The organism is Pseudomonas japonica, from assembly GCF_013522925.1.
In the GTDB taxonomy this organism is placed as follows: domain Bacteria; phylum Pseudomonadota; class Gammaproteobacteria; order Pseudomonadales; family Pseudomonadaceae; genus Aquipseudomonas; species Aquipseudomonas japonica_A.
Genome location: NZ_JAAMQU010000006.1, coordinates 192,589 through 204,375 on the forward strand (window position 1 = coordinate 192,589; position 11,787 = coordinate 204,375).

The 11,787-nt window shown below is 61.1% G+C and carries 14 protein-coding genes; 3 read left to right on the plus strand and 11 right to left on the minus strand.

The annotated features are described in order from the left end of the window. Nucleotide 1: 1 nt before the first annotated feature. The 6 genes from pheT to thrS all read right to left on the minus strand — a co-directional run bounded on the left by pheT (nt 2) and on the right by thrS (nt 6,654). Nucleotides 2–2,383, minus strand: a complete 2,382-nt coding sequence (gene pheT / locus G7016_RS11825) for a phenylalanine--tRNA ligase subunit beta (protein WP_181114312.1) — start codon at nt 2,381–2,383, stop codon at nt 2–4. Nucleotides 2,384–2,410: 27 nt separating this feature from the next. Next, nucleotides 2,411–3,427 carry a phenylalanine--tRNA ligase subunit alpha gene (gene pheS, locus G7016_RS11830; RefSeq protein ID WP_181114314.1) on the minus strand — a complete coding sequence of 339 codons (1,017 nt, stop codon included), beginning with the start codon at nt 3,425–3,427 and terminating at the stop codon, nt 2,411–2,413. A gap of 108 nt (nt 3,428–3,535) precedes the next feature. Further along, on the minus strand, nt 3,536–3,892 hold the full coding sequence (rplT, locus tag G7016_RS11835; RefSeq protein ID WP_040262863.1) for a 50S ribosomal protein L20: 357 nt from the start codon (nt 3,890–3,892) through the stop codon (nt 3,536–3,538). Nucleotides 3,893–3,925: 33 nt separating this feature from the next. Then, nucleotides 3,926–4,120 carry a 50S ribosomal protein L35 gene (gene rpmI, locus G7016_RS11840; protein WP_009394045.1) on the minus strand — a complete coding sequence of 65 codons (195 nt, stop codon included), beginning with the start codon at nt 4,118–4,120 and terminating at the stop codon, nt 3,926–3,928. Between the two features lie 60 nt (nt 4,121–4,180). Continuing rightward, complete coding sequence (gene infC, locus G7016_RS11845) at nt 4,181–4,732, minus strand: translation initiation factor IF-3 (RefSeq protein WP_181114583.1); 552 nt, start codon at nt 4,730–4,732, stop codon at nt 4,181–4,183. Beyond that, complete coding sequence (gene thrS, locus G7016_RS11850; RefSeq protein WP_181114316.1) at nt 4,732–6,654, minus strand: threonine--tRNA ligase; 1,923 nt, start codon at nt 6,652–6,654, stop codon at nt 4,732–4,734. Before thrS ends, infC begins: the two co-directional genes overlap by 1 nt. 307 nt (nt 6,655–6,961) lie before the next feature. Between thrS and G7016_RS11855 the strand changes: the two genes are divergently transcribed. Further along, nucleotides 6,962–7,261: a hypothetical protein gene (locus G7016_RS11855; RefSeq protein ID WP_181114318.1), complete on the plus strand. Its 300-nt coding sequence runs from the start codon at nt 6,962–6,964 to the stop codon at nt 7,259–7,261. 184 nt (nt 7,262–7,445) lie between these two features. Continuing rightward, nucleotides 7,446–7,658 (plus strand): cold-shock protein, encoded by a 213-nt coding sequence (locus tag G7016_RS11860; protein ID WP_003234260.1) that lies wholly within the window; start codon nt 7,446–7,448, stop codon nt 7,656–7,658. Between the two features lie 99 nt (nt 7,659–7,757). Here G7016_RS11860 and G7016_RS11865 read toward each other — a convergent pair whose 3' ends face one another. Next, entirely contained in the window at nt 7,758–8,072 is a 315-nt protein-coding gene (locus G7016_RS11865) for an I78 family peptidase inhibitor (RefSeq protein ID WP_181114321.1), read from the minus strand. A 147-nt stretch (nt 8,073–8,219) separates the two neighbouring features. Beyond that, on the minus strand, nt 8,220–8,525 hold the full coding sequence (locus tag G7016_RS11870) for a hypothetical protein (protein WP_181114585.1): 306 nt from the start codon (nt 8,523–8,525) through the stop codon (nt 8,220–8,222). A gap of 123 nt (nt 8,526–8,648) precedes the next feature. Here G7016_RS11870 and G7016_RS11875 point away from each other — a divergent pair, with 123 nt between their 5' ends. Next, a complete protein-coding gene (locus G7016_RS11875) occupies nt 8,649–8,864 on the plus strand; it encodes a hypothetical protein (RefSeq protein ID WP_181114324.1) in 216 nt (71 codons plus the stop codon). Here the strand turns inward: G7016_RS11875 and G7016_RS11880 are convergent, their stop codons facing one another. From G7016_RS11880 to G7016_RS11890, 3 genes are read right to left on the minus strand one after another with little or no spacing between them, the layout of a single operon-like run. Then, nucleotides 8,865–9,800 (minus strand): nucleoside hydrolase, encoded by a 936-nt coding sequence (locus G7016_RS11880; protein WP_181114327.1) that lies wholly within the window; start codon nt 9,798–9,800, stop codon nt 8,865–8,867. Between the two features lie 4 nt (nt 9,801–9,804). Further along, nucleotides 9,805–10,746 carry a ribokinase gene (gene rbsK / locus G7016_RS11885; RefSeq protein WP_181114330.1) on the minus strand — a complete coding sequence of 314 codons (942 nt, stop codon included), beginning with the start codon at nt 10,744–10,746 and terminating at the stop codon, nt 9,805–9,807. Further along, nucleotides 10,743–11,786, minus strand: coding sequence for a LacI family DNA-binding transcriptional regulator (locus G7016_RS11890; RefSeq protein WP_181114333.1), 1,044 nt, complete (start codon nt 11,784–11,786; stop codon nt 10,743–10,745). Before G7016_RS11890 ends, rbsK begins: the two co-directional genes overlap by 4 nt. Between the last annotated feature and the right edge of the window lies 1 nt (nt 11,787).

Sequence of the window (11,787 nt, forward strand, 5' to 3'; positions counted from 1 at the left end):
GTCACTTCCTTAACGTGGCGTTCAACCTTTGTTCGAGCGAGGTGAGGATTTGCGAAGTGGTCGAATTCACCTCATCGTCGGTAAGAGTGCGCGATGGATGCTGCCAGGTCAAGCCAACGGCAAGGCTTTTTCTATGCGGATCAATGCCTTTACCCTGGTAGACGTCAAACAGCCTCAGGTCAGTCAGCCATTCCCCTGCCTGCTCACGAATTACCGTCATGATCGCCTCGCTGGCTACGCCTTGATCGACCACGAGGGCGATATCACGACGCACTTCCGGGAAGCGTGACAGCTCTTTGAACTTGGGCAGGCGGCCTTCGACCACTTCCTCCAGCACCAGCTCGAACACATAGACCGTGCGGTCGAGGCCCAGTTTCTTTTGCAGCTCTGGGTGCAACGCGCCCAAATAGCCTACTTCCTGACCGTTGCGCTCGATGCGAGCGGTTTGGCCGGGATGCAGTGCCGGGTGGCTGCCAGGCACGAAAGTGAACGCAGCCAGCGCGCCGGCATGGCCCAATACAGCCTCGACATCTGCCTTGATGTCGAAGAAATCGACCTTGGCATCGCCCTGTGCCCAGCCTTCAGGCAGGCGGGTGCCGCAGGCAACGCCGGCCAGCATGGGCTCTTGCTTGAGCTCGCCCAGTTGGCCAACGAAACGCAGGCCGCTTTCGAACAGGCGCACCCGGGTTTGCTGGCGGTTGAGGTTGTGCTGCAGCGCTTGAATCAGGCCGGGCCACAAGGAAACACGCATCGCGGCCATGTCCGACGAGATCGGGTTGGCCAGCGTGAGCGGCTTCACGCCTGGGCTGAACAGCTCGAACTGCTTCGGATCGATGAAGCTGTAAGTGATCGCTTCCTGATAGCCGCGGGCAACCAGCAGGCGGCGCAGCGCGGGCAATTCAGCCTTGGCTTCGGTGCGCAGCTGGGGTGCCAGGCGAGCTTGCGGGTAGCGCACTGGCAGGCGGTTGTAACCGTACAGCCGGCCCAGTTCTTCGATCAGGTCCACTTCCAGGCTAAGGTCAAAGCGGTGGCTCGGCACGGTGACTGTCCACTGCCCTGCCCCATCGGCAATCACGCCCAGGTCCAGGCCTTTCAGCAAGCCTTCGATAGTGCTCGCGCCCATGTCCAGGCCCAGCATCTGCTCTACACGCTCGGCACGCAGGGTGATGGGGGCAAACCTGGGTAGGTGCGCCTCGCTACTCACGTCTACTACCGGCCCCGCTTCGCCGCCGGTGATTTCAAGCACCAGCGCAGTTGCGCGCTCCATGGCCTCGCGGGCGAGGTTGAAGTCCACGCCACGCTCGTAGCGGTGCGAAGCATCCGTATGCAGGCCGTAGGAACGGGCCTTGCCCGCAACGGAGATCGGCTCGAAGAAGGCGCTTTCCAGGAACAGGTCCCGGGTAGTCGCTGTGTTCACACCGCTGTGCTCACCACCCATTACACCGGCAATTGCCAGTGCGCGTTGATGGTCGGCGATCACCAGCGTATCGCTGCGCAGGGCCACTTCCTGGCCGTCCAGCAACACGAGCTTCTCACCTTCTTCAGCCATGCGAACACGGATGCCGCCATTGATTTCGTTCAGGTCGAACGCGTGCATGGGCTGGCCCAGCTCGATCATCACATAGTTGGTGATGTCTACCACGGCATCGATGCTGCGCACGTCGGCGCGGCGCAGGCGCTCGACCATCCACAGCGGGGTCGGGCGGCTGAGGTCGACGTTGCGGATTACCCGGCCCAGGTAACGTGGGCAGGCGGCAGGCGCCAGCACGTCCACGGCGCGCACGTCGTCGATCGCAGGCGGCACGGCCTTGACTTCCGGGCGGCTGACCGGCGCGGCATAGAGCGCACCCACTTCACGGGCCAGGCCGGCCAACGACAGGCAGTCGCCGCGGTTTGGAGTAAGGCCCAGCTCGATGATCACGTCCTCGAGCGCCAGGTACTCACGGATGTCCTGGCCAACAGGGGCGTCGGCGGGGAGTTCGAACAGGCCGTCATTGCCCTCGCCTACCTGCAGCTCGGCCTGGGAACACAGCATGCCGTTGGATTCAACGCCACGCAGCTTGGCCTTCTTGATCTTGAAGTCGCCGGGCAGCTGAGCACCGATCATGGCGAACGGGATTTTCAGGCCGGGGCGCACGTTTGGCGCGCCGCACACTACCTGGAAGGTTTCACTGCCGTTGCTCACCTGGCACACACGCAGCTTGTCGGCGTCCGGGTGTTGCTCGGTGCTCAGCACTTCGCCCACCACCACGCCGCCGAAGGCGCCTGCCACCGGGGTCACGCTGTCGACTTCCAGGCCGGCCATGGACAGGCGGGCCACCAGGTCGTCGCGGGATACCTGCGGGCTCACCCAGCCACGCAGCCATTGTTCACTGAATTTCATGCTGCTCTCCTGAAAATGTCGTTATGGCTAGCGAAATTGCGCAAGGAATCGCAAGTCATTGTCGAAGAACAGGCGCAGGTCATTCACACCGTACCGCAGCATGGCCAAGCGCTCGGCACCCATGCCGAAGGCGAAGCCGGAGAACTCTTCGGGATCGATGCCGGACATCCGAAGCACGTTCGGATGAACCATGCCGCACCCCATCACTTCCAGCCAGCCGGTCTGCTTGCACACGCGACAGCCGCCGCCGCTGCAGATCACGCACTGGATGTCCACTTCGGCCGACGGCTCGGTGAACGGGAAGAAGGACGGACGGAAACGCACCGCCAGCTCCTTCTCGAAGAACACGCGGAGAAATTCTTCGATGGTACCTTTCAGGTCCGCGAAGTTGATGTCGCGGTCGATCAGCAGCCCTTCCACCTGGTGGAACATGGGGGAATGGGTAAGGTCCGAGTCGCAGCGGTAAACGCGGCCCGGGCACACAATGCGAATCGGCGGCTGGCTGGACTCCATGGTCCGCACTTGCACCGGCGAGGTGTGGGTGCGCAGCAGCATGTTCGCATTGAAATAGAAAGTGTCGTGCATTGCACGCGCCGGGTGATGGCCCGGAATGTTGAGCGCTTCGAAGTTGTGGTAGTCGTCCTCAACCTCGGGCCCTTCGGCGATGCCATAGCCGATATGGGTGAAAAACTGCTCGATGCGCTCCAGGGTGCGGGTGATCGGGTGCAGGCCGCCACTGGCCTGGCCACGCCCCGGAAGGGTGACGTCAATCTGCTCTGCCGCCAACTGGGCGTTCAACGCAGCCTCTTCGAAAGCCGCCATGCGGGCATTGAGCTCGCCGGTGACGCGCTCCTTGGCTTCGTTGATCAGCGCGCCGACCTTGGGCCGTTCCTCGGCTGGCAGGTTGCCCAGGGTTTTCATCACCTGGGTGAGTTCGCCCTTCTTGCCCAGGTATTGAACCCGGATCTGCTCAAGGGCGTTGATGTCTTCAGCGTTGTGCACGGCCTCCAAAGCTTGGGTGACCAGCGCATCCAGGTTTTCCATTTAAAGGCTCCAGATACGAAATAGGGGAAGAGCGCAGGCCCTTCCCCTATTCAAAGACGTTCAACACCGTTGCCTACCGAGGCAGACAACGGTGATTGTCGGGGGTACTCAAGCCAGCGAGGCTTTAGCTTTCTCGACAATCGCAGCAAACGCCGCTTTCTCGTTCACTGCCAGATCAGCCAGTACCTTACGGTCGATCTCGATGGCAGCCTTTTTCAAGCCAGCGATCAAACGGCTGTAAGACAGGCCGTTAGTACGAGCACCAGCGTTGATACGGGCGATCCACAGAGCGCGGAACTGGCGTTTCTTCTGACGACGATCTCGGTAGGCGTACTGGCCAGCCTTGATGACGGCTTGCTTGGCAACGCGGAATACGCGCGAACGCGCACCGTAGTAGCCTTTTGCAAGTTTCAGAATTTTCTTGTGACGCTTACGGGCAATGACGCCACGCTTAACACGAGCCATGAGCTATATCCTCTATCTTTGACCGAAACGGAATCAACGAACGCGCAGCATGCGCTCCACTTTTGCGACGTCAGACGGGTGCAGCAGGCTGCTACCACGCAGTTGACGCTTACGCTTGGTGGACATCTTGGTCAGGATGTGGCTCTTGAAAGCGTGCTTGTGCTTGAAGCCGGAAGCGGTTTTCAGAAAACGCTTCGCGGCGCCACTTTTGGTTTTCATTTTTGGCATGTTCGGATACTCCGCATTCAGTGAATAAACATAACCACAAGGCCTGCCGTGCCCTGGAGGTTACTTCTTGCGTTTGGGGGCGATGACCATCAACAGCTGGCGTCCTTCCATCTTAGGCTGCTGTTCAACGGCGCCGTATTCGGCGAGGTCAGCTTCAACCCGCTTCAACAACTCCATGCCCAGCTCCTGGTGGGCCATCTCACGACCACGGAATCTCAGAGAGATCTTGGCCTTGTCCCCATCACTCAGGAAACGTACCAGGTTGCGCAGTTTTACCTGGTAATCCCCTTCTTCCGTCCCTGGACGAAACTTGATTTCTTTGATCTGGATCTGCTTCTGGTTCTTCTTCGCGGCATTCTGCTGCTTCTTCTTTTCGAAGATGTGCTTGCCGTAGTCCATCACGCGGCACACGGGCGGCAGTGCATCAGCGGAGATTTCCACCAGGTCCAGCTTCGCTTCTTCAGCGATACGAAGCGCTTCATCAATAGAGACGATGCCAACCTGCTCACCGTCAGCACCGATTAACCGAACCTCGCGGGCCGAGATATTCTCGTTGATCGGGGCCTTCGGTGCGGTTCGTTTATCCTGTCTCATTTCACGCTTAATAATGATTACTCCAAATCTTGGCGACCACGCCGGGAAACCGCCTGCGCAAGGTGCTTCTGGAAGTCCGCGACCGGCATCGAGCCAAGGTCAGCGCCTTCACGGGTGCGCACGGCGACAGTTTGCGTCTCTACCTCACGGTCGCCGATGACGAGCATGAACGGGACCTTGAGCAGAGTATGCTCGCGGATTTTAAAGCCAATTTTCTCGTTTCTCAAGTCAGACTTGGCACGGAAGCCGCTGCCATTGAGAATTCCCTCTACTTCGCGGGCGAAATCGGCCTGGTTGTCGGTGATATTCATGATCACCGCCTGGGTAGGCGCGAGCCACGCCGGGAAGGCGCCGGCATAGTGTTCGATCAGCATGCCGATAAAGCGCTCGAACGAGCCAAGGATCGCGCGATGCAACATCACCGGGCGCTTGCGGCCGTTGTCTTCGGCAATGTAGCTCGCATCCAGCCGCTCCGGAAGGTTCGGGTCGTACTGCAAGGTGCCACACTGCCAGCTACGGCCCAGGCAATCCTTGAGCGTGAATTCGATCTTCGGCCCGTAGAACGCACCTTCGCCCGGCAGATAGGACCACTCCAGGCCCGAATCGTCCAGCGCATCGGCCAGGGCTTTCTCGGCACGGTCCCAGAATTCTTCCGAACCCACGCGCTTGGCGGGGCGGGTAGAGAGCTTCATGGTCACGTCGGTGAAGCCGAAGTCCTTGTAAACCTGCAGGGTCAAGTTGATGAAATCGGCCGATTCCTTCTTCACTTGATCTTCAGTGCAGAAAATATGTGCGTCGTCCTGGGTGAAGCCACGCACGCGCATGATGCCGTGCAGGGCGCCGGACGCTTCGTTGCGGTGGCACGAGCCAAACTCGGCCATGCGCAGCGGCAGGTCGCGGTAGGACTTCAAGCCCTGGTTGAATATCTGCACATGGCACGGGCAGTTCATCGGCTTTACCGCGTAGTCGCGGTTTTCCGACGACGTGGTGAACATGTTCTCGGCGTAGTTGGACCAATGGCCCGATCGCTCCCAGAGGATACGATCCACCACCTGTGGCGTTTTCACTTCCACATAGCCGCTCTCGCGCTGAACCTGGCGCATGTACTGCTCCAGCACCTGGTAGATCGACCAGCCATTGGGGTGCCAGAACACCATGCCTGGCGCTTCTTCCTGGAGGTGGAAGAGGTCGAGTTGCTTGCCGATGCGGCGATGGTCACGCTTTTCGGCTTCTTCGATGCGCTGTATGTAGGCGGCCAGTTGCTTCTTGTCCGCCCAGGCGGTGCCATACACGCGCTGCAGCTGTTCGTTCTTGGCATCGCCGCGCCAGTAGGCGCCAGACAGCTTGGTCAGCTTGAACGACTTGAGGAAGCGGGTGTTCGGCACGTGTGGGCCGCGGCACATGTCCACATACTCTTCGTGGTAGTACAGGCCCATCGCGGTTTCGTTGGGCATGTCCTCGACCAGGCGCAGCTTGTAGTCCTCGCCACGGGCCTTGAACACTTCGATCACTTCGGCGCGCGGGGTCATCTTCTTGATGACGTCGTACTCGGTGTCGATGAGCTCACGCATGCGCGCTTCGATGGCAGCCATGTCATCGGGCGTGAAGGGGCGCTCGTAGGCGATGTCGTAGTAGAAGCCTTCTTCGATGACCGGCCCGATCACCATTCTGGCCGTTGGGTACAGTTGTTTCACTGCGTGACCAACCAGGTGCGCGCAGGAGTGACGGATGATTTCCAGCCCCTCCTCGTCCTTGGGGGTAATGATCTGAAGGCTGGCGTCGTTGTCGATCAGGTCGCTGGCATCGACCAGGGTGCCGTTGACCTTGCCGGCGACGGTGGCCTTGGCCAGGCCGGCGCCGATCGAGGCGGCGACTTCGGCGACCGAAACAGGGTGGTCGAACGAACGCTGACTGCCGTCAGGAAGAGTAATGGTGGGCATGGCGCCTCCTCTCCTAGTGGTGACCCCTACCAAAGGTCACGTGGGTTGGGATGAGCCAGTACACGATTCGGCGGTATGCCTGCCTCACAGTGGCAGGAGCCAGTGGCCAACCAGGGACCGAACCGGAGTGACTGGAAATAAACAAAAAAACCGCTTGATTGAGCGGGCCGCCATCCTAGCACACAGATCAGCAGGCGCTTGCGGGTTTCTTTGCCTTCAAAAGCCGTGGCGCTGAACTTGAGCGTAACGCTCGTTTCAAACAGGCAATGCTGCACGGTTTTTCTACTCCACCCTCAGGAGCCTTCACATGCGTGTGTCCACGTTACTTTCCGCTGCACTGCCCTTTGCGCTATTGGCGCCTCTCACCGCCCAGGCCCAGTGGCCCGCCGGCGCCCGCGAGCAATACATGAGCGACTGCGTCGCCACCGCCACGCAAAGCGTAAGCACTGAAAAAGCCACGGCCCACTGCGCCTGTGGTGCAGAGGTAATCGACAAGAAGTTTTCGACCGAAGAGATCCAGCAACTGATGAGCAAGGCGCCACCGCCCACTGTGACGCTACGTGATCGGCTGCAAAAAGAAGTGGCGGTATGCAAGGCAAAATCGTGATCGGGACGACCGTTCGGCGCCAAATCGCTGTCGCCACAGGCTTGAAATGCAGTGTTTTCGCTAAATCTCAGCTTTTTTAGCCCTGACGGGGTTACCAAAGCCGCGATTGTGTCTATGATGGCCCTGTACTGTTCGGTTGAACGGTACTCGTACTAGATACTTATGTTTCCTGGAGATACACCCCATGTCCAATCGCCAAACCGGCACCGTCAAGTGGTTCAACGATGAGAAGGGCTTCGGCTTCATTACTCCGCAAGGCGGCGGTGATGATCTGTTCGTTCACTTCAAAGCGATCGAATCCGACGGTTTCAAAAGCCTGAAAGAAGGCCAGACCGTTTCTTTCGTGGCTGAGAAAGGCCAGAAAGGGATGCAGGCCGCGCAGGTTCGTGGCGAGTAAGACTCCGCCGCTTGCAATGCCGAAGAGGCCCGCCAGGGGAACCGCACGATGCGGTCGACCTGGCGGGCCTTTTCTATTCAGGTGCCACCTCCCCCTTCCCTAACCGCAATTTGCCCGTACGATCTTGCCACTGTCGTCGGCGTTGAGGTTAAGCCGCTCCGATCGGTAATCCATGGTCACTGGATCATGGGGGCCAAGGATGCGCGCCATCAGTGAGCCCGAGCGCACCTTTGCCTGCTCGAGCAATGCCTGTGAAGCCTGTTGCCCTACAGCAAACTGCGCGGCCTCGGAACTGCACCGCCCTGCTTCAACTGCCGGGGCTGCGGTGCTTGCCGGCGCCTGCGGTGTTGATGTGGAGCATCCGCTCGCCAATGCCAGGGCCGCAATTGCCAGCCCGGTTCTACCCAAACCCATGAAACCTCCTCGTTATTCAAGCGTTGCCCACCTGCGACCATGCGTGGCGCCGGAGGTTGCGTGGGAGTTTGCCCGTGTGGCGAGCAGGAGCGGCGGAGAAAAAGTGACAGGATATTACCTGGCCGACTGGCGAACGCCTGATGGGCTTCAGTAGATATCGAGATAATCCGAGCGCGGATGCGGCCAATTACCCAGCAATACCGCATGGATCTTTGCCACCCACGCCTCGTCGCTTGCCGCAGCCGCCCCCACGCAGCCAGACCCGGCGGCCCAGGTTTCCAGGCGAAAGCGCACCCCGGCCAACGACTGCCCGCCAATTGCGTCAGTGGACAGCCAGGCCAGGCCGGCATCGCTCACCCGCAACTGGCAATGGGCACGGTCGTTGCCTTGGGCGATCAGTTGGCGAACGGAAGCCAGGCGAGGCTCTCCGGGCTGGGTAAGGTCTATAAACATGATCTGCAACGCCGGGTTTATTCCCGCAGAGTGTGCCATGGCGGTGGGCTTATACCCAAGAATCCGTGCGTGGCGTGGCGCAAAGTGATTAACTTGGCGCTTCAACCTCACGGCGGACCTGCCATGAACCTGACCCTCGTCACCGATATCAAGGCCAGATGGGCCGAAGGCCAGTGCTCCTACAGCCCTACAAATCCTGAAGAACTGGCAATCATCAGCGTCGACCTGCTGGTGCGCGAGCTGGGCACCGAAGCGGCCCGCGCCTTTGTCGACCAAGTATTCGAGCGCTTTGCTCAAGAGCCTCGCTGGTCCCCATTGGAACCCATGCAGGCAGTGTAATCAGGGCAACCGGGCGAGCGCCTTGCCAAGCAGCTCGAAAAAGCCCTCGCTGTTCGCATCTGTCACCCACGTGACCGGCGCACTGCCCTGTGCTGCGTTTTCCAGCAGGTGGCTGCGGCCAAGATCATCGCCTTCGCTACAGTCCACGCAAGCAATGGCAGGCATGGTTTGATAAATCGTAGGCTCCAGCAGCCAGGCGATCACGTTGGCATCGTGCACAGGGCCGCCCGGCAAGCCATAGCGTTCCATGTCCACCCGAATATACGGCGCCATGATCGCAGCTACGCGTTCGCTGGCACGGGTTCCCAGGCCCTGAAGCCAGTCGAGCCGGGCGTGGCCGGTGAGCACTTTGTGAGTCACGTCCAATGGCAGGTACACCAGAGGTAAACCACTGGCCAGCACCTCAGCGGCGGCATGGGGATCGGCGAACAGGTTGAATTCGGCTACTGGCGTGACGTTCCCCGGGTTGAACCAGGCCCCGCCCATGATCACTACCTGCTTGATCCCCTGAACGATACCCGGCGCCTTGCGCAGCGCCAGCGCCAGGTTGGTCTGCGGGCCCAGCAAGGCGAGCGTGATACTTGCAGGCGCGGCGCTGGCCAGGGTGCGTACGAGATACTCCACCGCATGCTCGCTTGCCGGGCCTTCTGCGGGTGAGTGAATGGCAAAGTCCGGCAAGCCTTCGTTGCCGTGTACGTCTTGCGCATACAGCGGCATGCGTTGCAGCGGCCGATCCGCTCCGGCGTACACCGGCACATCGCCACGCCTGGCCCATTCGCGTGCCAGGCAGGCATTGCGGGTGGTCTTGGCGAGGGGAACGTTGCCCGCCACGGTGGTGATCGCCATCAGGTTGATGACCTCCGGGCGCGCCATGGCCAGGAGTAGCGCCACAACGTCGTCCACGCCTGGGTCGGTATCAATGATCAGATCAAGCATGGGGTCACCAAGGCCAGGCCAGCACTTGCTGGCGGTCTGGAATAGACGGCTGGGCACCTTCGCGGGTGACCGACAACGCCGCAGCCTGCTGCGCGAAACGAATCGCCTCGACCTCCGCGCAGCCCTGTGCCAGCGCGGCGGCGAAGGCGCCGATGAAGGTATCCCCCGCCGCCGTCGCATCCACCGCGCTCACTTGATAAGCGGGAAAATGCTGCACCCCTTCAGGCCCGGCGAGCAAGGCGCCGGCCTCGCCCAATGTGAGCAGCACCTTGCCGGCGCCCCGCTGAAGCAACGCCTGTGCAGCGGCCTCGGCGCCGTCCCGGCCCGCCACCGGAATGCCTGAAAGCAGCTGTGCTTCGCTTTCGTTGGGCACCAGGTAATCGACCCAAGGCAACCATTGCGCAGGCAACGGCCCAGAGGCAGGCGCCGGATTGAGCACCACTGTTTTCCCGAGCGCACGCGCGCGCGCCAAGGTGTGACCTACCACCGCCTCTGGCACCTCGAGCTGGCACACCACCACTTGCGCCCCAAGCAGCGCGTGCTCCATCGCATCCACGTGCTCGGTGGCAAGCTCTCCATTGGCCCCAGCCACGATCACGATGGTGTTTTGGCCGGCTTCTTCGACAGTGATCAGTGCGACACCTGTGGGCACGTCCGGAAGAATACGCACGCCTTCGCAGTCGATAGCGTCATCCAACAATGCCTGGCGCAGTGCCCGCCCGTTCGGATCGTCGCCCACGCAGCCGATCATGCTCACCTGCGCCCCAAGGCGCGCCGCCGCCACCGCCTGGTTGGCACCTTTGCCGCCGGGCGCGGTGACGAAGCGGGTACCGGTCAGGGTCTGGCCCGGTTGCGGCAGGTAGGGTGCCCGCACCACAAGGTCCATGTTCAGGCTGCCCACCACCACAACTCGGCCCGGTGCTCGAACCTGTTCTTCGGCATTCATATGTTCGCTTCTTCCTGGTTACAAACCTGCGCCGCCATTCTGGCCTGCGGCGGCGCTGTGGATTCTCTTGGAACGATGGTCGGGGCGACTACATGCCGCCGCGGGGCCGAGGATTCCCTTTTCTGTATTCGCGCCAGCAGGCATTCGGCGGCCAGCTCACCCAGTGCCAGTATGGACTGGCCTACAGTCGTGAGCGCCGGGTACACGTACCGACACATCTGTATATCGTCAAAACCGATCACTGACAGTTCCCTCGGCACGGCCAGCTTGCGCTCGGCCGCCGCGCGCAGCAGGCCCATCCCCAACATGTCGTTGGCGGCAAATACCGCACTCGGTGGGCGCTCGCCAAACAGCGCTACCCCTGCACGGTAGCCGCCGTCGGCACTGAAATCACCGGCCAGCCGCCAATGTGCGGGAACCGCTACGCCCGCCTCTTCCATCGCACGGTCGAAGCCGGCCTGGCGCAAGCGGGCCACCGTGGTACCGGCCGGCCCATTCACACAGGCGATGCGCCGATGGCCAAGTTGTAACAGGTGCCGGGTGGCCAGGTAGGCACCCTCAGCGTGATCAATGCACACCAGGTCGGCATCCACCCCGGGCATTTCGCGGTCCACTACCACCATTGGCGTGGTCAGGCCGCTCCAGTCATCACAGGCAACTCCACTGTCTACGGCGGCGAGCAACAGGCCATCCACGCGCTTTTCCTGCAGCACACGAAGGTAACTGCGCTGCTTGCGCGGATCGTCATCGGAATTGCAGAGGATCACGCAGTAGCCGTTGCGCTCGCAGGCATCTTCGATGCCCCTGGCGAGCTCCGCGAAGTAGGGGTTGATGTTGTTGGGCAACACCAGACCGATGGTGGCGGTGGCGCGGGCTTTCAGCGAGCGCGCCACACCGCTGGGAACATAAGCCAGTTCGGCAATGGCAGCCTCTACCTTGGCGCGTACTGCGTCGCTCACCGGTCGGGTATTGTTCACCACATGAGACACCGTGGTGTAGGAGATGCCCGCCAGCGCGGCGACGTCCTTGATGGTCGCCATG